Origin of the sequence: Prosthecodimorpha hirschii, from assembly GCF_001305515.1 — a bacterium.
GTDB lineage: Bacteria > Pseudomonadota > Alphaproteobacteria > Rhizobiales > Ancalomicrobiaceae > Prosthecodimorpha > Prosthecodimorpha hirschii.
In genome coordinates this window covers 1-19,847 of sequence record NZ_LJYW01000003.1, presented here as the reverse complement: position 1 = coordinate 19,847, position 19,847 = coordinate 1, and the positions used below count along the sequence as shown (strand labels likewise).

The 19,847-nt window shown below is 64.6% G+C and carries 20 protein-coding genes; 6 read left to right on the top strand and 14 right to left on the bottom strand.

Annotation, left to right across the window (positions count from 1 at the left end; all coding sequences use genetic code 11):
* From ABB55_RS31075 to ABB55_RS30700, 6 genes are all read right to left on the bottom strand, one after another.
* Positions 1 to 177, bottom strand: a 177-nt coding sequence (locus ABB55_RS31075; protein ID WP_244472212.1) for a transcriptional regulator domain-containing protein, incomplete at its 3' end; no start/stop codon positions are given.
* Between the two features lie 113 nt (positions 178 to 290).
* A complete protein-coding gene (locus tag ABB55_RS29390) occupies positions 291 to 563 on the bottom strand; it encodes a DNA -binding domain-containing protein (RefSeq protein WP_082730589.1) in 273 nt (90 codons plus the stop codon).
* A gap of 115 nt (positions 564 to 678) precedes the next feature.
* Positions 679 to 933, bottom strand: coding sequence for a helix-turn-helix domain-containing protein (locus ABB55_RS29385; RefSeq protein ID WP_082730590.1), 255 nt, complete (start codon positions 931 to 933; stop codon positions 679 to 681).
* A gap of 195 nt (positions 934 to 1,128) precedes the next feature.
* Positions 1,129 to 1,455 (bottom strand): DUF736 domain-containing protein, encoded by a 327-nt coding sequence (locus ABB55_RS28225; protein ID WP_054362415.1) that lies wholly within the window; start codon positions 1,453 to 1,455, stop codon positions 1,129 to 1,131.
* Positions 1,456 to 2,039: 584 nt separating this feature from the next.
* A complete protein-coding gene (locus ABB55_RS28220) occupies positions 2,040 to 2,480 on the bottom strand; it encodes a hypothetical protein (RefSeq protein WP_054362414.1) in 441 nt (146 codons plus the stop codon).
* Between the two features lie 142 nt (positions 2,481 to 2,622).
* On the bottom strand, positions 2,623 to 2,790 hold the full coding sequence (locus ABB55_RS30700) for a hypothetical protein (RefSeq protein WP_183769783.1): 168 nt from the start codon (positions 2,788 to 2,790) through the stop codon (positions 2,623 to 2,625).
* A gap of 360 nt (positions 2,791 to 3,150) precedes the next feature.
* Between ABB55_RS30700 and ABB55_RS28215 the strand changes: the two genes are divergently transcribed.
* Positions 3,151 to 3,855, top strand: coding sequence for a hypothetical protein (locus ABB55_RS28215; RefSeq protein WP_054362413.1), 705 nt, complete (start codon positions 3,151 to 3,153; stop codon positions 3,853 to 3,855).
* A gap of 42 nt (positions 3,856 to 3,897) precedes the next feature.
* On the opposite strand, the gene ABB55_RS28210 is transcribed toward ABB55_RS28215, so the two are convergent.
* From ABB55_RS28210 to ABB55_RS28175, 8 genes are all read right to left on the bottom strand, one after another.
* Positions 3,898 to 4,824 carry a DUF2493 domain-containing protein gene (locus ABB55_RS28210; RefSeq protein ID WP_054362418.1) on the bottom strand — a complete coding sequence of 309 codons (927 nt, stop codon included), beginning with the start codon at positions 4,822 to 4,824 and terminating at the stop codon, positions 3,898 to 3,900.
* Positions 4,825 to 5,150: 326 nt separating this feature from the next.
* Complete coding sequence (locus ABB55_RS28205; RefSeq protein WP_054362412.1) at positions 5,151 to 6,191, bottom strand: DUF7146 domain-containing protein; 1,041 nt, start codon at positions 6,189 to 6,191, stop codon at positions 5,151 to 5,153.
* A complete protein-coding gene (locus tag ABB55_RS28200) occupies positions 6,191 to 10,537 on the bottom strand; it encodes a strawberry notch family protein (protein ID WP_054362411.1) in 4,347 nt (1,448 codons plus the stop codon). The genes ABB55_RS28205 and ABB55_RS28200 overlap by 1 nt, the downstream gene beginning before the upstream one ends.
* A gap of 151 nt (positions 10,538 to 10,688) precedes the next feature.
* A complete protein-coding gene (locus ABB55_RS28195) occupies positions 10,689 to 10,985 on the bottom strand; it encodes a hypothetical protein (RefSeq protein WP_054362410.1) in 297 nt (98 codons plus the stop codon).
* On the bottom strand, positions 10,982 to 11,245 hold the full coding sequence (locus ABB55_RS28190; RefSeq protein ID WP_054362409.1) for a DUF6117 family protein: 264 nt from the start codon (positions 11,243 to 11,245) through the stop codon (positions 10,982 to 10,984). The genes ABB55_RS28195 and ABB55_RS28190 overlap by 4 nt, the downstream gene beginning before the upstream one ends.
* Positions 11,242 to 11,658, bottom strand: a complete 417-nt coding sequence (locus tag ABB55_RS28185; protein WP_054362408.1) for a hypothetical protein — start codon at positions 11,656 to 11,658, stop codon at positions 11,242 to 11,244. Before ABB55_RS28185 ends, ABB55_RS28190 begins: the two co-directional genes overlap by 4 nt.
* 96 nt (positions 11,659 to 11,754) lie before the next feature.
* Positions 11,755 to 13,896 carry a ParB/RepB/Spo0J family partition protein gene (locus ABB55_RS28180; protein WP_054362407.1) on the bottom strand — a complete coding sequence of 714 codons (2,142 nt, stop codon included), beginning with the start codon at positions 13,894 to 13,896 and terminating at the stop codon, positions 11,755 to 11,757.
* 150 nt (positions 13,897 to 14,046) lie between these two features.
* A complete protein-coding gene (locus ABB55_RS28175) occupies positions 14,047 to 15,006 on the bottom strand; it encodes an ArdC family protein (RefSeq protein ID WP_054362406.1) in 960 nt (319 codons plus the stop codon).
* 239 nt (positions 15,007 to 15,245) lie between these two features.
* Here ABB55_RS28175 and ABB55_RS28170 point away from each other — a divergent pair, with 239 nt between their 5' ends.
* The 5 genes from ABB55_RS28170 to ABB55_RS28150 all read left to right on the top strand — a co-directional run bounded on the left by ABB55_RS28170 (position 15,246) and on the right by ABB55_RS28150 (position 19,764).
* On the top strand, positions 15,246 to 15,857 hold the full coding sequence (locus ABB55_RS28170; protein ID WP_054362405.1) for a DUF6088 family protein: 612 nt from the start codon (positions 15,246 to 15,248) through the stop codon (positions 15,855 to 15,857).
* 36 nt (positions 15,858 to 15,893) lie between these two features.
* Positions 15,894 to 16,676: a DUF5131 family protein gene (locus ABB55_RS28165; RefSeq protein WP_054362404.1), complete on the top strand. Its 783-nt coding sequence runs from the start codon at positions 15,894 to 15,896 to the stop codon at positions 16,674 to 16,676.
* Positions 16,677 to 16,702: 26 nt separating this feature from the next.
* Positions 16,703 to 17,971: a three-Cys-motif partner protein TcmP gene (locus ABB55_RS28160; RefSeq protein WP_054362403.1), complete on the top strand. Its 1,269-nt coding sequence runs from the start codon at positions 16,703 to 16,705 to the stop codon at positions 17,969 to 17,971.
* Between the two features lie 183 nt (positions 17,972 to 18,154).
* Positions 18,155 to 18,532 carry a helix-turn-helix domain-containing protein gene (locus ABB55_RS28155; protein WP_054362402.1) on the top strand — a complete coding sequence of 126 codons (378 nt, stop codon included), beginning with the start codon at positions 18,155 to 18,157 and terminating at the stop codon, positions 18,530 to 18,532.
* Entirely contained in the window at positions 18,532 to 19,764 is a 1,233-nt protein-coding gene (locus ABB55_RS28150) for a type II toxin-antitoxin system HipA family toxin (RefSeq protein WP_054362401.1), read from the top strand. Before ABB55_RS28155 ends, ABB55_RS28150 begins: the two co-directional genes overlap by 1 nt.
* Positions 19,765 to 19,847 lie beyond the last annotated feature (83 nt).

Sequence of the window (19,847 nt, the reverse complement as noted above, 5' to 3'; positions counted from 1 at the left end):
CTGACGGATCTTACCTGTCAGCTCTTGTCGATCGACATGCGCGTCATCAAACGCTTCGTAGTCATGGTCATAAGCATCGTTTCGGCGCAGCCACTCCCAGGCAAGGTCGGATGCGGTGAGATCATCGATGTGATCGTAGTGCGCGGGCGAGCGCCACAGGGATGCGTCCGGCGTCATCGCGTTCCTCCCATCGATTGACCAAATTGCGGGAGCGATATGATTTCCCGGAAAGGTTGATTGAGGGAAGAGGTCTTGACGGCAGAGAGCGATGCCGGGGCGGCATCACTCCGTCAGTGCCTTTGACTGTCGCGGACCAGATTTCGATAGCCGCGGTCGGACATCCAGCGCGCACGGGCAAGATGCGAGTCGTGGATCAGGCGACAACGTCTTGGATCGAGTTCGGGATCGAGACCGAACAGAATCCGTACAGCCTCGCGCCAGTCGGCACCATCGCGAGCGGCGTCGAGCAAGCGGAGATACAAAGTCATGTGCTTTCGGTCATAGGGCGTCAGACCCTGGCCGGGAGGTGGTTCGTCAAGAAACTGCGGGGCTGATCGTGTCACCGGGCCATCCTATTCGCCTGACGCGATCCTGTTAACCAAATCCGCCGCCGTCATTGACGCAGGACATGCGGACCGTGGAAAAACAGGCAGGATCGCCGCCGCGTGGGCGCGACGGCTAGGATGGGGATCGTCGCTGGTGTTCGTCATGAAGCCGCAGCACTCCTTCGCCCTTGTCGGTGGACAGAAGGACGACGCCAGCGGCTTCCAGTGCCCGCCTGACTTGATCGCGCGTCGTCTCATACACATCAAGCCCGCTTTCGGATTCGAGGCGTTTGAGAGCGGTCAGCGATACTCGGGCCTTGTCAGCGAGCGTCTCCTGCGTCCAACCCAGCAACGCGCGTGCGGCCCGTGATTGTCGGGCGGTGATCATGCATGATCACCTCCCACCGGCCGAAACGCACTTGCCAGAACTACGGCTATTTTAGTCGTTCTTGGAGTGAGCGCCACCACAATTCGGTGTTTGTGGTGCTCAACTTCTGGCCCGTCGCCGCTCTACGTGCCGAACTGATTCGGTTTTGGCGGGTAAGCGGCCCCGGCCTTTCGACCGGGGCCTTGCTCCGGGGGCTCAGTCGCCCCGGCGCCCGTTGGGACGGGACCAGATCAGCGAGTAACCTTCGCCATCCTCATCGTCGAAGAGATTGGCGTAGATCGGGGCGTTGAAGCTCGGATCGTCGAGCTTGAGGCCCAGATAGTCGCGGCCTTCGTTGGAACGCTTGGACCAGGCGGCGCCGATCTCGGCGCGGCCGACCAGAACGCGGTGGCTGGGGGCGTTTTCGCCGGTGGCGCGCAGGTCGGGAACGATGCGCACGCCCTTGGCCTGGACGCTGAGAGTGACGATTTCGCCGGTGAATTCGTTCGAGCCGGTCTTCTTGAAGGTGCCGATGGTCGCCATGGTAAGTCTCCTTTTTTTGCGTTTTCGAGCCCGCACCATGCGGCCTCGATGGCGATCGGTGGGCCGGAGGCGACCGACGACGCATCGCTTGCGACCGAAGCGGAGCGGAGGACGGCGCAGGCGCGACTTTCTTGTCTCGCGAGGAATGGGTGAAACCCAGGGGAAGAAAGTTGCGACACGCCGTTGCGGCATAGGCGGTCGAGGCGAAGCCGGTCTTCGGCCAGATCAGGCCATTGGAGAGGCCGTGAGGTGCGCTCGTTCAACGGGACAGATGAAGGAGACGCACGGCGACATCTCGCGATCGGCAAGAGAACAGGACCGGCGGGTCACCGGCATCGTTGCATCTTGCAGGACAGGCAGGTTGTGCTCCCTCCCGTGCCCGGCCACCACAGAACAAACCCGTCACCCATGTTCGGGCTTTGCCGCCATTCGTGTGTGCCGCTGATCGAAGCTCCCTCGAGGGTGCGGGCCTTGGGGCGCGGCTCCGATCCGTCGCTCCTGCCCAACACCCACGCGATCTCTGGCGACAGGGATGGCGTCTATCCCCGCTGTTCGGGCGTTGCCGCCCACGGTGTCGGGGCCGCCTAAGCCCGCGCCAGCCCCTGGTTTACAGGGTCGGGCGCTGCCATGCCCGCAATGCGCAGAAACGCCGTGATGCCCACCGCAATCGAGCCGAGGACCGAGAAGACGATCTGCCAAGTCTCCGAAGGGATGGTGTGTTTCACGATTCCGTGGACGGCGTGATAACCCGCGATGACGGCGGGCGCGACGAAGATCGCGGCGATCGCAAACTTGGCCCAGAGCGGACGGACGGTTGCAAGCAAGACCTGGCCGAAGCCGAGCGTCAGCCCGGCCGCGACCGTGCCGATGAGGATTGCGCCCAGCCAGCCTGCGCCAGTGTGATAGGCCCAGCCGCCAGCGGTGACACCTGCGAAGAAAGGCAGCGCGAAGACGGCGAGCGTAAACAGCAGCCAGCAGAAGAAGCCGATGGCTGCGATGGACAAGATGATGCCAAAAATGAACATGGTGGTGTCTCCGAGACAGAAAGGTCTGAAGGTCGCGCCTCCACCACCACCGCGGCGCGGCCGGAACCATAGCAGAACATCGCCGTCGGCGGGAGCGGAAACCAGCAGGGTTTCGGCATCGCGCGCGGTAATTTTCTGCCGGTCATGGGGCGAAAGGGTCGATTTCATCGACGATGGCCACGCTGTCGCCGTCATATTCGCTGGCGGGCATGACCGAGAGCGTGCCGTCACCGGCGCGGAAGATGACGATGACGGCCATCAGGGTGGTGGCGAGGCTGAAGGCGAAGGCGTGTGCGTCGTGGAAGGACATTGATCCAGCTCCTGTTTCGAGCGGAGGTCCATCCCCCGCTGACAGGCGCCCGATGTGTTCGGCCGAGGGCCGCAATCACCGCGACAGGCGCAGCCGAAGCGGCGGCACGCGCATGCGTAGTCCGACCCTTTACGGGTTGATGGCGTCAGGCCCTCGGCCGGACCAAGGATCAGCGCATTTGAAGCGGGGGGTGGCTCTGCTCTGCATGGGCCGCTGATAAGTCCATAGATGTCATGCCCTCCGTCGTGCGAAGTCACTGTATGTCGGCTATGTTGGCATTGGCTGACTCGGATTCTGCGTCTTCAGCCTTGAGGCAGTCATGGTGACACATGCTTCAGTAAGAGAGCGAGGATCTACCGCATGGGAGAAATTAATATCCCTCGCGATCAGCAGACTGCCATCACGGCGATCGACGCCAGAGAATTGGACAGGCTGATCGACCAGGCAATCCGGGAGGAACGATCGGGCGAATTGCACCGTCTCCCTCTCGCGGCCTGCGGCTCCCACATCGGAACAAAGCTCCATTCCTTCGACCGGGCGTTGGCGAAACACCGCGAGGCCAAGGCGCCGCGAAAGCGGGCGGAAACAGGGGATGCCCTTCGACGCGCAGGCCATGATTTGTCCTTTGCCGTTGGGGCTATGAAGCAGCGTTTGGAAACCGAACAGAAGGACGCCCAATTCTTCATCGTCGATGACCAGATCGTGCCGCCCTACCGCTTCACCACGCAAATGAGTGTCAGGGTGAGCTATCGGTGGCGGCGAACCATCGAGGACGAATGGCAATGGGGTAGCATTACCTTTGTCCATCACCACGACCCGCGCCCCAACTACGCGGTGCCGGTGCCCACGCGGAAGCCAAGCGCCGCCAAACAGGAGCAGGAGCTTCAGAACCGACTTTATCAGACCTGGGAACACCTGATGCGCGGCGCGCTTTATTCGGTGAGAGATTATTTCAGGGACGGCGGTGACGGTGCCAAGATTCCAGAGACGTTCCAGGTAACGGTCGATTCCTACAGCCGCGATCTGAACAACTACAGCACGCAATTCTGGCGCCAGCAGCCCTGATCGCCTTCGCCCTTACGGAAGTGAAATAAGGGATGGCGGCGCTTACGCGCCGCCCGTGCCGAACCGATAGACCGGGATGCCGAGCTTCCTGGCTTTGTCGGCGAGGTTGTCCTGGATGCCCGTGCCGGGGAAGATAAGGACGCCGATCGGCATCACCGCCAGCATGGCGTCGTTGCGCTTGAACGGGGCGGCCTTGGCGTGCTTCGTCCAGTCGGGCTTGAAGGCGACCTGCGGCACCTTGCGCGTCTCCGCCCATTTGGCGGCGATCTTTTCGGCCCCTTTCGGGGAACCGCCGTGCATCAGCACCATGTCGGAGTGCTTGGCGTGAACCTGGTCGAGTTTGGCCCAGATCAGCTTGTGGTCGGCGGTGTCGCCGCCGGAGAAGGCGATCTTCGGGCCGGCTGGCACGAGCACCTCGGTGTCAGCGCGGCGTTTGGCGGCGATGAAGTCACGGCTGTCGATCATCGCAGCGGTGAGGTGGCGATGGTTGACCCTCGATCCTGTGCGCTGGGACCAGGGCGAACCGGTGGCGCGGTGGTAGTGGTCTGCGGCGCTGTCGCGGAAGACTTCCAGGCTGTCGCGCCGTTCGATCAATGATTGCCCGAGTTCGATGAGACGTTCGAGCTGGACGGATTTGACCTCCGATCCGTCCTGTTCGCGCTGGAGCCGTTTCTGCGCCTGCTCGTTGTCGTCGAGCTTGCGGTCTGCCCGTTCGACGGCGCGGTGGAACATATTGACGGTGGACCAGAGGAGGTCGTCGAGGTCAGGATCGAGGCTCGTATCGGCCACGGTGGAGATCAAGGCGTCGAAGATGTCGGCGACGGCGCCTTCGATGATGCGGTCCTCCGGCACGGGCCTGGGATCGGCTTCGTCTTCCGAAGGTCGGTAGCCGTAGAGCTGAAGCTCTTGTGCGATCTGGTCGGTCGGCGATGCAGCGTGTTCGGGTTCGTAGTCGTCGTGCTCGCTCATGGGATGCTCCGTCGGTTGGACCGCGACCGTCGCGGCCTTCATGGCGACGAAGCCGTCGGGCGGGACGGACCTGCACCCGGAGCGAAGCGAGAGGGCCGAAGCGCAGCGAAGGATGGCGAAGGCCGGCGATTTTGCTTCGCGATGGAAAGCGGCCCCCCTTTCTCTTCTTTGGGGGCCGCGCCGGAAAATCGTTGGCCGCAGCCATTGCCGATCCGGCTCGGCTGACGGCCGATCGCCCTCTCGAAGGCCGAGGCGCGGCCCTCTCCGAGGGTTGGACGCATCCGGGCGGGCATGATGATTGCGGCCCTGACACTCCTTGCCGGCGACTATCCCGCTTCGAGCCAGAAACGGGCGACGTCTGCCGGTGCGAGCTGCACCCGCAGATTGGCGCGGAGCGCGTCGATGCCGAGGCGTCGGAGATCCTCGTTGAAGTCCTCCAACACCGGCGAGAGCACGATGGCCTCGATCCCGGCCGTGTTCGCCCGTTCGACCAGGCTATCCCGCGCGCTGTCGCCCGCCGGGTCATTGTCGCGGACGATGTAGAGCCGGCGCAGGGGCTCGGGGAACAGGAAGGCGGCCAGGTGGGCAGCGGAGAGCGCCGCCGCCATCGCCATGTGCGGTATCGCCTGACGTGCTGACAGGACGCTTTCGATTCCTTCGCCTGCCGCCATCACCTCGCCGGCGATCCCGAAACGGACGGCGTGACCGAGCAGGTCGCCCATTGCTTTACGCTGCGTGTCGATCGGCGCCTTGTCGGAGCCGTCAGGAGCGATCCAGGTCCGATGCGCGCCGGTGATCGTACCCCTGAGATCGGTGACGGCGGCGATCATCGCCGGCCAGGTTTCGGTCTGGCCATGATCGTCGGGCCGGTAGTAGCAGCGTGGATGGAAACGGAGGTTTCCGGTTCCGTGCAAAGCCGCAATGCCGCGATGACGGAGATACGCCTCTACGGGGGTACAACCGATCGGCTGTGACATGGCGAACAATCGTCTCGCCGCTTCGGTCGAGCCTAACGGGGCTGGCGTGCGTGGTCGCTTCTTCGTTGCCGGCGCGGGTTCGGGACGCGGCAGGCTGAGGAAGGTGCGGGCTTCCGCGACGACATCGGCGAAGTCGATGAGACCGCAGCTTTCCCGGATCACGTCGAGCAGATCGCCATGCTCGCCGGTGGCGGCGTCGGTCCATTTGCCTGCCGGTCTCTTCGCCGTCGCCTTGAGTCGAACGAACATCGAGCGGCCGGGCGCGTTGCGGGCATCGCCGACCTGCCAGTAATTGCCCTGGCGATGGCCGGCGCCGAGATATTGGCGGCATACCGCCTCGGCCTCCCGGCCGAGACGGTTCGCCAGATCGGAAGCGTCGAGACGGGTCATCACGCCGCCTCGCGTTCGCCGATGCGCTGGACCGGATAGCGGTCCAGCACTCGCTCCAGCACCACGGGGCCGGCGGCATCTGTCGGCACGAACATCCTGAGCTTCCAGGATATGATCTCGTGGAACAGGCCGTAGGCGTTGAGCCGCTCGCGCATCGTGTCGGTGAAGCCCGACAGCTCGATGCGCTCGGCGCCCATGATGCGGACGCGGCGAAGTTGAAGCCCCTCGGCGAGGTCGAGGATGGTGCGGCCATCCATTAGCGCCACGAAAGCGTCGGCGGGCGTGAGCGTAGCTGCGCCGGTCGTGGCGGCGTTGGCCGCCCAGGCCGGCGAGACCTTGCGGCCGACGATCCGCTCGCCCTCGTCGGTCTGGAGCCGATAGACACGGGTGGACTCGTTGGGCAGCCGCTTCCAGATCGGCAGCAACAGACCGGCGACGACATGGATCGTGCTGTCGGAGAACTCCGGCACGTCCGCGACCTCGGCAGCCCAGGCCGTGGCGAAGGCGTCGCCATCCGCGTCGGTCCAATGGGTCTCACCCATCATCTTTACCGGAACGGTGTGCGATTCCATCGGCCGGATCAGCCGGACGCGGCGTTCGATCTCACCATCGTCGAGCATGATCGAGGTGGCGGGGATCTGGACGGCAGAGCGGCCCGAGCGTTCGTTGATCAGCAGCCTGGCGCCGGGTTCGCCGAGATAGGCGAGCGCGTCGTCCTGCGTGACCGGGCGGTTGCGCGTGCGCTGCGCGATGGTGAGCAGCCGGGTCTCCGCGCCCGTGCCCGGATGGGTGTAGATCGTCTGGCGGCCGGTGACGGTGAAGCCTTCCGCTGTCAGCGTCTCCAGTCCGACATCGTAGATGCCGGCGGCGATGGCGCCCTCGATCTTGGCGGTGAGAAGCTGCTCGAAGGCGGTAAACAGCACGCCCTGAAGCTCGATGGTCAGCGCCAGCAGCCGGTTGAGGAAGGTGGTGATCGGGGGCAGCTCGTCCTTGATGCCGTTCGCGTCCATCAGCTTCAGGCCGGTGGCGGACTCGAAGCGGTCGAGCGAGCAGCCTTCGACCTTGCCGCGCACCAGCAGGAGATAGAGCTGGCGCAGCGCATCGCGGGCGTAGGGGCTTTCCAGATTGTCCTCGGGGCGGAACAGGCCCTGGCCGCCGGTTTGGCGCTGGCCGCGGGTGATAGCGCCCAGCGTGTCCAGGCGGCGGGCGATGGTGGAGAGGAAGCGTTTCTCCGCCTTGACGTCCGTGGCGATGGGCCGGAACAGCGGCGGCTGCGCCTGGTTGGTCCGGTGCGTGCGGCCGAGGCCCTGGATGGCGGCGTCCGCTTTCCAGCCGGGTTCGAGCAGATAGTGGACGCGCAGCCGCGTGTTCCGCGCCGAAAGCTCGGCGTGATAGCTACGGCCGGTGCCGCCGGCGTCCGAGAAGATCAGGATGCGCTTGCTGTCATCCATGAACGCCTGGGTTTCGGCGAGATTAGCGGCGGCGGCCCGGTTCTCGACGACGAGACGGTCGCCGCCCGAAGGCGTGCTCTTGCGGACGATTCGCCGCGAACGGCCCGTCACCTCGGCCACCAGCTCCGTCCCGAAATGCTGGACGATCTGATCGAGCGCGCCGGGCACAGGCGGCAAGGAGGCAAGCTGCGCGATCAGCTCGTCGCGGCGCGCGACGGCCTCGCGGCTTTCGACGGGCTGGCCATCGTGCGTGACCGGCCGCGACGACAGATTGCCCTCGCTGTCGGTGAACGGCTCGTAGAGCTGCACCGGGAAGGAATGGGCGAGGTAGTCGAGGACGTATTCCCTCGGCGTGATGTCGACGCGAACGTCGTTCCATTCCTCGGTCGGCAGCTCGGCCAGCCGGCGCTCCATCAACGCCTCGCCCGTGGAGACGATCTGAATGACGGCGGCGTGGTCGGCTTCCAGGTCGCTGGTGATCGACCGGATCAGGGTCGGCGTCTTCATGCTGGTGAGCAGATGGCCGAAGAAACGCTGCTTGGCGCTCTCGAAGGCCGAGCGGGCGGCGGACTTGGCCTGCCGGTTAAGCGTGCCGGACGCGCCGGTGATATTGGCCGCCTCCATCGCCGCGTCGAGGTGGTTATGGATGATGGCGAAGGCCCCGGCATAGGCATCGTAGATGCGGGTCTGCTCGAGGGTCAGCGCGTGCTCGACCAGTTCGTATTCCACGCCGTCGAAGGAGAGCGAGCGCGCGGTGTAGAGGCCGAGCGCGCGCAGGTCGCGGGCCAGCCCCTCCATCGCCGCGACGCCGCCGGCCTCGATCGCCTCGACGAACTCGGCGCGAGTGCTGAACGGAAAATCCTCGCCGCCCCACAGGCCGAGCCGCTGGGCGTAGGCGAGGTTGTGGACCGTCGTGGCGCCGGTCGCCGAGACATAGACGACGCGGGCGTTCGGCAGCGCGTGCTGGAGCCGCAGACCCGCGCGGCCCTGCTGCGAGGCGGCGACGTCGCCGCGTTCTCCCTTGCCGCCACCGGCGTTCTGCATTGCGTGCGCCTCGTCGAAAATGAGGACTCCGTCGAAGTCGGAGCCCAACCATTCGACGATCTGCCGGACGCGCGAAACCTTCTCGCCACGGTCGTCGGAGCGTAGCGTGGCATAGGTCGTAAACAGGACGCCTTCTGGCAGCGTGATCGGCCGCCCCTGCGGGAAGCGCGACAGCGGCGTGACCAGCAGGCGCTCCATGCCGAGCGCCGACCAGTCGCGCTGCGCGTCCTCGATCAACTTGTCGGACTTCGAGATCCAGACCGCCTTGCGGCGGCCCTGGAGCCAGTTGTCGAGTATGATCGCGGCGGACTGACGCCCTTTGCCGACGCCGGTGCCGTCACCGATCATGAAGCCGCGCCGGAAGCGCGCGGCGTTCGTCGCATCCTCGCGCGCGGCGGTGACGACATCGAAGGTGGCGTCCACCGTCCACGATCCGGCAAGATGATCGGAGTGAGCCTCGCCGGCATAAATGACGGTCTCGAGCTGCGCGTCGGAGAGCAGCTCGTGGATATTGACCGGGAGGTGCGGCCGATAGCTCGGTCTGGGCGGGGCGACCGAAGCCATCGCCGCCGATTGCACCAGCCTGGTGGGGTGCGCCTGAGAACCGGCAATACGGATCGCCTGCAATCCGTATTCTTCATAGATGCCGTCCGACAAGCGGCCGCCTTCGCCCGCTAGGCCGTCCTGGGTCTCGTATGAGAGTGGCAGGCCCTCCGGCTCGGCCATCGGCACGGCAGCGGGGACGGCCTTGGCGGTGCGGTTGATATAGCCGCGCACGCTGCGAGGGACGGAAGCCGCGACGGTCGGGACCGTGAGGGAGGGGGCGACGGCGAGCCGTGTCGGCAGATGATCGTCGAGCCAGCCCAGCAGCGTGGCGGCGTTCGAGGCAACGCCGGGTGCGGCCGGGAACACGGCCGGATCGTCGGCGGGCCGCTTGTCGATGACGGTCAGCCGCGTCGGAAACGTCGTGCCGTGTTTGGCATAGACCGCGCCGTCGATGGCGGCGGAGAAGACGATGCGCCCGCGCTCCTGCAGGCGAATGAAGGCGTCCCGCCAGGCCAGATTGTCGGGCGCGAAGTTGGCGCCGGTGATCGTCACCAGTCTTCCGCCGGGAGCCAGACGCGCCAGCGCTGAGGCGACATGGCGATATGTGGTGTCGGCTATGCGGCCTTCGACATTGGCCATTGCGGAGAACGGCGGGTTCATCAGCACGACGCTGGGCGTGACGGCGGGATCGAGATGATCATCGATCTGGGCCGCGTCGAAGCGGGTGACGGGAATGGCCGGGAAGAGAAGCGACAGCAGGCCGGCGCGGGTGTCGGCCAGCTCGTTGAGGACGAGCGCGCCGCCAGCGATCTCGGCGAAGATGGCGAACAGGCCGGTGCCGGCCGAAGGCTCCAGCACCCGGTCGGCCGGAGTGATTGCCGCGGCGTGGGCGGCGACGAGGCCGAGCGGGATCGGCGTCGAGAATTGCTGGAAGGTCTGGCTCTCCGTCGACCGACGTGTATGCGTCGGCAGAAGGTTGGCGATTTTCGACAGCGCGGACAGCCGCGCAGCCGGAGACCCGGCTTTGCGGAAAAGCGCACGTCCGTATTTGCGGAGGAACAGGACGGTCGCCGCCTCGCAGGCGTCATAGGCCGTCTTCCAGTCCCAGGCGCCGGTGGCGTCCGATGCGCCGAAGGCGGTCTCCATCGCCACACGCAGGGCGGCGGCGTCGACGCGCTCGCCGCGTTCGAGATGGGGCAGCAGCAGACCGGCGGCCGTGAAGATGGCGCCGGCGGGTTCGGGATTGGAGCCGAGCGGAAGCGGCGCGGCGGCGGACGCCGCCACGGATGCGGAAATCAGGGTCATGATGTGAGCCTTAAGGAGAGCGGAAACGGACGAGCCGCGCGGCGCTCTCTCTCGACCGCACCGGCTCAAACCCGTTCCGGCCGCCCTCTCACTCTCGGGACGCCGGCATGGAAAAAGCGCCCGACCGTTAGGTGGGGCGCTTTTCCGGGGATCAGTTCCAGTGTCCGTCCGCAATCTCGCAGGCGACGAGCGCGCGGGCCTTGCGGATCAGGTCATTGCCGCAGGTGTCGACATGGCCGAAGAACCTGGCGCGCGCGCCGTTCTCGGCCCAATCGGCATAGGCGCAATATTCGCGAGCCTCGGATCGGAAGGCTCGCATGTCGTTGGCCCAGTGCGGCTTGGGCTCGATGACCACGGTGATGCCGTCCCTGGTTTCCGGCCAGGGCAGAGACCGTTCGTGCGGCGGATGCTGGCGATCCGCCGCGAAGATGGCGTCGATGTCGGTCATGGCGCCTCTCCCGGCTCGGGGCGCACGAAGCCTTCGGGATCGCCGGGATCGGGCGGTAGATAGGCGTCATAGGGATTGCCGTCGGCGAGATGGCCGAAGGGCGTGAAGACGTAATCGCCATCGTCCCGCCCCACGACGCAGATGACGTAGCGCGGGCTGCCCGTCACCGCGTCGAGGCATTCCATGAGGGCGAGATTGCCGTCGCCCGCCGCGCGCAGCAGGGTCTGGAAATTGGTCCGGGCGTAGGAGGGGATGCTCATAGCGGGCCTCCCTCGCCGGAGATGGTCTGATCGAGCCAGCCATCGGTGTAGATCCAGTCCACGGTCTCGCCGGTGGTGAGGTCGAGGACATGCGCGCCCCCGCCGAATCCATCGAGCCGGGGCTTCGAGCAGGTGTTGGCGTATTGGAAGCCCCATCTGCCTTTGAGGCCGAACTCGGCGGCGCAGTGCTTCACGAAGTGGATGAGACGCTCGGGATCGCCGGTCACGTCGTCACGCATCCAGAGCTGGCTGCCGCCATGCTCCGGCTGGATCGAGAGGAGGAAACCTTCGGAGGGCGGTTCCTCCGATGCGCCGTCCTCGGACAGGCGGTTGTAGAGATCGAGCGCGCGGGCGGCGTTCTCGGGCGTGCCGACGTCGAGCAGGCACGAGAAATGGGGGAAATAGTCGGCCATGTTAGGCTCCTGAAACGAGCAAGCCCGGCGCGATGGCCGGGCTGCGGTTGATCTGAGAATGTGCGGGACGGCCGGAGCCATCCCGCGTTGAAGCAGCTATTCGGCCGCGATCGTCAGGGTGTCTTCGTCCTCGATCTCATCGGTTTCGTCGTCGCCATCCCCGCTGAGGAAGTCCGGCAAGGCGGCATCGTCTCCGGCGTCTGCCTCCGTGCCAGGTTCGATGGTCTGCCCATCGTCGAGGTCGACCAGGCGCAGCGGCTCCGGCAGCCAGCCGGTGTCGGCCAGCAGGCGCTCGGCCTCCTTGGCCATGTCGCCCTTCTTCAGATGGTCGATGAGCTGGGCAGCCCGCTCGCCCGCACCTTCGCGCACGGCTTCGAGGATGCGGGGCTTGGTGACGCGGCCGAGATAGTTGCCGACCGTCGGCCTCCAGCCCGCCGCCACCATGTCGAGGCCGGTGGCTCGTGCCAGCCGGTCAGCCTGCGAGAGGCGCACGTCCAGCCCATGCTGGCTGACGCCCGATCCGCTGTAGGGATTGGGCCGCTCGAACAGGGCGTTCACACCGTAGCTGACGCAATGGGCGAGCAGATCGAGGCGCGTGCCGGGGTCGAGCAGGGAGAGCCAGTCCCACAGAGCCTGGTCGTCGTCGGGAACGTGATTGCCCCAGCGCTCCTGTCGCTCGGCGACCTCGCGTGCGGGCGGGCTGTCCTTCAACTCCTCGGACTGTGCCGAGAAGAAGATATGATTGACGCGGGCCTCAAGGCAGCCGGCAGGTGCGGTGCGCCGGAAGGTGTCGCTGACCAGCTTGTGCAGCAGCATGGTCAAGGCGACGTCGGGATGTTCCGCAACCGCGTTGCGCAGCGCCAAGGTGCGATGCGCGGTCAGCTCGATAACGAGGCGCTCGGGTAACGGCTTGATGCCGTCCTCCTCATCGTCCTCCGGATCCGCGGGCTGGCCGCCGATGGTGATGACTGCGCGTTGAACGGCAGGCGTGGCCTGCTGGCCCGCTTCACCGTCAACCTCGTGCGCATCGCTGCCATCGGTCTCGACGGGACGTTCATCCTCGGGACGGACATAGCCGCGATCCACCGACAGCGAGCCGTCGGCATCGAGGCTGATGAAAACGCCGGCCAAGGCGATGTCGGCCGGATCGTAGATCGTCGGGCGCTGCTCGATGGCGTCGAGCGCCTGTTCAATCTCGCCGAGACGTGCGTCGATCTCGTCCGGCAACTCGTCGGCTTCGGCGTATTCGGCTTCGAGTCGGTCGTATTCGTCGCGCAGCGCTTCGCGGGTGGCGCTCTCCTCCTCGGTCAGGTCGACCGTTACGCCAACAAGCGCCCGAAGTCCGTGCTGGTGGCCGTAGGGAAAGCTCAAGGCGGCCTCGACCCATTTCCAGCCTTCGCTTGCGATCTCGTCGGCGGTGGTCTTCAGCTTCTCGGCCACCAGGCGGTCGAGCAGGGCCGGATCTTGCAGCCAGCCACCATCGTCCGACTGGAACAGGTCGCGCAGCACGACGCCGCTGGCCGCCTCGTAAGCCTCGACGCCGATGAAGACGGCCCTTTTGTCGGAGGCGCGTACCGAGGTCTCGGTCAGCATCCGACGGATCTGATAGGGCTCCTTCTGCCAGCTATCCTTGACTGCCTCCCAGACCTGTTCCTGACGGGCATGGTCGGAGCTGACGGTGAAGGCCATGAGCTGTTCGAGCGTCATGCCATCCTCGGCATAGATATCGAGCAAAGTCGGCGAGACGGAGGCGAGGCGAAGGCGCTGCTTCACGACATTGACACCGACGAAGAAGGCGGCGGCGATGGCTTCCTCGGTCATGCCCTTGTCGCGCAGCCCCAAGAAGGCGCGGAACTGGTCGAGTGGATGCAGCGGTGCGCGCTCCATGTTCTCGACCAGCGACACCTCGTCGACCAGGATGTCGCTGTTGGCGTCGCCGACGACGCAGGGCACCGGCGCGGTCTTGGCCAGGCGCTTCTGCTTCGCGAGCAGTTCGAGCGCCCGATAGCGACGGCCGCCGGCGGGTACCTCGAACATGCCGGTCTCGGCGCCATCGGCGTCGAGGACCGGACGGACATGGAGGCTCTGGATGAGGCCGCGCCGGGCGATGGACTCGGCCAGCTCCTCGACCGAGACGCCGGCCTTGACGCGCCGGACATTGGACTGGCTCAGCACCAGCTTGTTGAAGGGGATGTCGCGCGCCGACGATAGGATGATTTTCTGAATGGCAGTCGCCATGTTCGTTACTCCGCGACGGGCGGCCGGGAGCCTCTCTCTCGACCTCCAACCCGTCACGAAGCGAAGCGCCGCCCTCTCACTCTCGGAGTGCAGCGCCAGGCGGGCGGCAAGGCGCAAAGCCGGAAGCCCGCTTCTCCGCCTTTCCGGTTTTCAGGCTCGTTCCGCCGCCCGCCGTTCGTGGTCGGCCGCATCGACGTCGGCGCCCGGCAGGAACCCGAGCAGCCAGTCGGCCGCCTTGCTGGCCTGGGAAGCTGCGCGCACGATGGCGCGATTGTCCTCGCGCAGCACCTCGAGCCAGGAGCCGATATAGTCGGCATGGCGGACGGTAGGGGTGATGCCGAGCGAGGCGCAGCAGAAGGCCGCGTTGATCTCGGCGACCAGCTCCTCGAAGGCGTATTTCTTCGAGCCGAACGAACCCGAGAAATCGCGGTTCAGGCGCGAGGGGTGGCCTGTGGCATGTCCCAGCTCGTGCAAGGCCGTCCTGTGCCAGTTGATCGGCTCGAAATATGCCGGGGGCGGCGGCACCTGCACATAGTCGAGCGCAGGGACATAGAAAGCGCGGTCCCCGCCGATGCGGAAGTCGATGCCGGTGGCCCGGATCAGGGCCTCGACCTGCGGCTCGATGAGGCCGGGCGGAGGCGGTGGAGACACAATGGCGACATCCTCCGGTAGGCCGTCACATTGCGCCGCGTTGAACACCGTGAAGCGCTTGAGGAACGGGATCGCGGCCGCTTCCTCGCCGGCCTCGCGGGCGCGGCGCTTCTCGTCCTCCGGCGTGAAACGGTCGGCATAGACGACGGTGGTGCCGCGTTCGCCCCGGCGGACATTGCCGCCGAGTGACAGGGCCTGGCGGAAGGTGAGCCAGCTCTGGCCGGGAAAGCCGTGCTGGATCACGGCACCCCATAGGATCAGCACATTGATCCCCGAATAATGCCGCCCGGTCGCGGCGTTCCTCGGCATAGCGAGGGGCGCCTTGACCGAGGCCGATCCCCAGGGCTGGACCCAGGGGAAGCGGCCTGCCTCAAGCTCGGCTATGATCTTGCAGGTGATGTCGTCGTAAAGGCTCGCCCGATCCGAGGCGAGGTGTGCGCTGGCGTCTTTCCTGAACATCGCGGTTCTCCGCGACGGGCGCCGGAGACCCTTCTCCAGTCCTCAACCCGTCACGGAAAATCCGGTCTGCACTCTCACTCTAATGGGGGCGTTGCGGGGCTCTCCCCGCAGAAGGGGTGGGCCGAGACCCTGGCTCGGCCGCAGGGGAAGGCCTTCCGCCCCTTATCCGGTCCTGTCCCTTCAGAAGGGTTGCTTGAAAACTGTCAGAAAATTGCGTATTTTTCTAACACGAAAAGACCATGACCCGGCTGACCGAACAGATTTTGTCGCATGCGGCGGGCTTGCCCGAAGGCGCTCCTGTGTCCGCCAAGAGCCTGCTGCACCTTGGAAACCGGGCGGCCGTGGATCAGGCGTTGTCGCGCCTGACGGAGCGCGGGCAACTCATCCGCGCCGGTCGTGGCGTCTATCTGCGCCCCATCACCGGCCGGTTCGGCACACGCACGCCTTCGGTCGAGCAGGCTGTAGAGGCCCTTGCCATTCAAAAGGGGGAGGTCATCGTCTCGAACGGCGCCGCCGCGGCGAACGCCCTTGGCTTGACGACGCAGGTGCCCGTCCGCTCGGTCTATCTGACCTCCGGGCGCAGTCGAAAGATGCACCTTGGCAAGCAGGTCGTGGAATTGCGGCACGCGCCGCGCTGGCAACTGGCCTTGGCCAACCGGCCGGCAGGGGAGGCCGTGCGGGCGCTGGCCTGGCTCGGCCCGGAAAAGGCAGAGGCCGCGCTCAAGACATTGAAGCGGAGTATGCCGCCTGGTGCGTTCGGCGAACTGGTCGCCGCCGCGCCGCAGCTTCCGACATGGCTCGCGCAAAGCGTTGGCAGGGTCGCGTATGAACCGAGAGAAATGACGAAATGATGCCTAGAAAGATCGAAATTCGCACGGGAGGGTGCAATGGCTGAAACTCAAATAGAATGGACGGACGCCACATGGAATCCTGTTGCCGGCTGCTCGATCATCTCTGCCGGCTGCACCCATTGCTATGCCATGGAGATGGCTAAGCGCCTTGAGGCCATGCACATCCAGAAATATGCCGGCCTGACCCGCAAGAGCGGGCAGAGAACGGTCTGGAACGGTGTTGTGCGTGAGGATCGGGATGCGCTTGCGATTCCCTATGCTTGGCGCAAGTCGCGCAAGATTTTCGTCAATTCGATGAGCGACCTGTTCCACGAGCAGGTCACGGACGCCTTCATTCTCGATGTCTGGAAGGTAATGCGTGAGACGCCACGCCATAATTATCAGATTCTGACGAAGCGGCCCGAGCGCATGGCGGAACTGGTCGCCACCAAGATCGGAGAGGTGCTGCCGAACGTCTGGCTCGGCACGAGTATCGAAGACGGGGACGTGGTGGGCAGGATCGATGCCGTCCGTGCTGCGCCGGCCGCGATCCGTTTCATATCGTTTGAGCCCTTGATCGGGTCTGTGGGGACCGTCGATCTGCGCGGCATCCATTGGGCTATCGTGGGCGGGGAAAGCGGGAAGTCAGCCCGTCCCATCCGGGAGGAATGGATCGACGAGATTTATGTCCAGTGCCTGTCGGCTGGTACGGCCTTTTTCTTCAAGCAGTGGGGGACCTGGGGCAAAGACAACAAGAAGCGATCGAAAAAGGCGAACGGCCGCGAATATCGCGGTCAGACCTGGGATGAAATGCCCACGGCGGCGCAAGCGTTTGCGTGATCGTCAGATAGGCTTGGGGGGATGCTATGGTTGAGAAGCGATACGAGTGGGCTGACGGCGCAAAGCTTGAGGAGCATTCGCGGCGCAAGCACAAGATTCTCCGTGAATATTGCTTCGATTACCTGACCGTTCGCTGCAAGCTGCCGCAGCAGGAACGTTTTCGGCTGGCCATCGTCGATGGCTTCGCCGGGGGCGGCCGCTACCAGTGCGGGACATCGGGCTCCCCGTTGATTTTCATCGAAGAGTTGAAGCGAGCCACCGAGGCAGTGAACACGCATCGCGCGGCACAGGGCTTGAACGCGATCGAGGTCGAGTGCCTGCTGGTCTTCAACGATGCCAGCCGTGATGCGATCGAACTTCTAAAAACGCATGTGGCGCCGCTCCAGGCCGACATCGTCGCGACCTGCCCGAAGCTCCATCTGCGCGTCGAGTATCTCAACGAGTTTTTCGAAACCGCCTATCCCAAAATCAAGCGTTTCCTGGAGCAAGGGCGCTATCGCAGCGTGATCTTCAACCTGGACCAGTGCGGCCACAGCCATGTCGAGCGGAATACGATTCTTGACATCATGCACTCGTATCCTGCGGCCGAGATCTTCTACACCTTCGTTATCAGTTCGTTGCTGGCGTTCCTCCAGAAAGACCAGCCGGAGCGCCTGCGTGCGCAACTCGATCATCTCGGTCTCGCCAGCGGCGATGTCCAGGCACTGGACGGGTTGATGAGCCAGAAGGATTGGCTCGGAACCGCAGAGAAGATCGTCTTCGACGCTTTCCGGCTTTGCGCGCCCTATGTGAGTCCGTTCTCGATCAACAACCCTGGCGGCTGGCGCTATTGGCTGATCCACTTCGCCAACGCTTATCGGGCACGGCAAGTTTACAACAATATCCTCCACGACAATGCCAGCCTTCAGGCCCACTTCGGCCGATCGGGCCTCAACATGTTGTCCTATGACCCGCGCCATGATGAGGGGATGCTCTATCTCTTCGACGACAATGGCCGTGCCTCGGCCAAGACCCAGCTTCTCGATGACGTGCCCCGTCTCGTGACTGAAGCTGGTGATGCCATGTCGGTGATGGAGTTCTATGAGAGCATCTACAACGTCACGCCGGCGCATGCCGATGACGTCCATGCCGCGATCATCGAGAACCCCGATCTTGAGGTGATCACGCCAGCCGGTGGCGAGAGACGCAAAGCGAACACGATCGGCGTCAATGACATCATCAAGGTGAAGACCCAGCGCAGCTTCTTCCCGATGTTTCTGGATGCCGGAAAGAGCCCGCAGGGGCGGAAGGAATAGTTCTCGCCATCATCCTGAGGCCAGCCGAGGTTGGCCAGGCGCTAGTCAGATTTTGCCTTCTACCGGGAGAAGGGTAAGGGATGTTTCCGGTTATTCCGCGTTCACATGGCCACCACAGCCTTGACATAACTCATCAAATATGACAAATATGGTACCATAATTCACCAGATTTGGGGCATTGTCATGGGCTCGCCAAAGGTCGGACCAGCCCTCGAAAGGCTTGGCCAGGACATTCGAAATGCGCGGCTACGGCGCAGTATTGCGGTTGCGGACCTGGCCATGCGCGCCGGAACATCGGCCAGTTCGATCGCGCGGCTCGAAAAAGGCGACCCTGGCGTTGCTATCGGGACGCTTGCGGATGTGCTGGTGGTCCTTGGGCTTCTCGAGCGGCTGGCCGATCTGATCGATGTCCGCAAGGATGATCTGGGGCTTGCGCTTTCTAACGAGCGCCTGCCGCAGCGAGGCAAGTCTTTCACGACGAGGATCAGAAGGCAAAAGGCCAAGTCGGATCCGACGCGCGCGCTCGATGACGTGGTCGATCCTGACGGAGCGTCGTTCTGATGGCGGAGTTTGCTGCCCAGGTTGTTCTTGGCGACCGACGTGTGCCCGTCGGTCAGCTGCGTTTCACAGCAGCGGGGCCGCGGCAGTTCTCGACCTTTGCCTATGACGCTGCCTGGATCGAAAATCCCCGCGCCTTCGCCGTGCAGCCGGATCTTCCCCTGGAAGGCGGCCCTTTTCATGCATCGGGCCAGCCAGGGAACACGCGTGATGCGCTCGCAGGCGTCTTTGCGGATGCCGCGCCGGACAGTTGGGGACGGCGCCTTCTCGAACGTGCCTATGGCAATGGTCTGACCGAGTTTGAGTATCTGACGCTGTCCGACGACGCTTGTCGTCAGGGCGCACTGCGATTCCAGGGGGACGATGGAGAGATCATCCGTGGTAAAGCAGGTGACGCCGTGCCCCGCCTCGTCGAGCTGGAAGCGATAACGGCCATAGCCCGCGCCTATGAGCAGGGTAAGGAGATATCTGCTGAAGAGATGCAGGCATTGGCGGGCGCGGGCGGCTCGGGCGGCGCCCGGCCCAAGGCCAATGTCCAGGACGGCGATACGCTATGGTTGGCCAAATTCACCTCGGTCCACGATCAGCAGCCGATCGAAAGGGTCGAGGTCGCGACGCTCCGGCTAGCCCAGGCTTGCGGCATTCGCACGCCTACAGCCAGGCTGGAACTCGCCGACACTCCCTTTCCGGTCGCGCTGATCCAGCGGTTCGACCGGCGAGGCAGTTCCCGGATTCCCTATATCTCGGCGCGCACGGCACTTGGGAAGACCGGGACGGAGTTGGGCTCTTATACGGAGATCGTCGATTTTATCCGTGCCTATGGCGCCGATCCCAAAGCCGATTTTCGCGAGCTTTTCGTGCGCCTGATTTTCACGATCCTCGTGTCCAACAAGGACGATCATCTGAAAAACCATGGCTTCCTTTATGTTGGAGGAGGCCAATGGCGGTTGTCGCCCGTGTTCGATGTGAACCCCGCACCGGATCGAAATCCGCACCTGGAAACTGCTATCCTGGAGGGCGGCGCGCATGATCGGTCCATCGCGCTCGCGCTTGAAGCCTGCGAGTTTTTCGAGATCCCGCCCGAGGAAGCGGGGCAGATCATCCGCGATACCGCACGGCACATATCGGAAGGCTGGCGTGAGACTCTGCGTCAGGTGGGCGTGTCAGGTGCATTGGCGCGGGATTACGAACCGGCGTTCATGAACGCGGAGACCGAGCTCGCGCTAGGCATGTAGTCAAATATGAACGACAATCGATCAATATCGGTCAGATATGGAGATTTGAAACGATGCTGCTGTTGGGCCGGCTTAACGGCGGG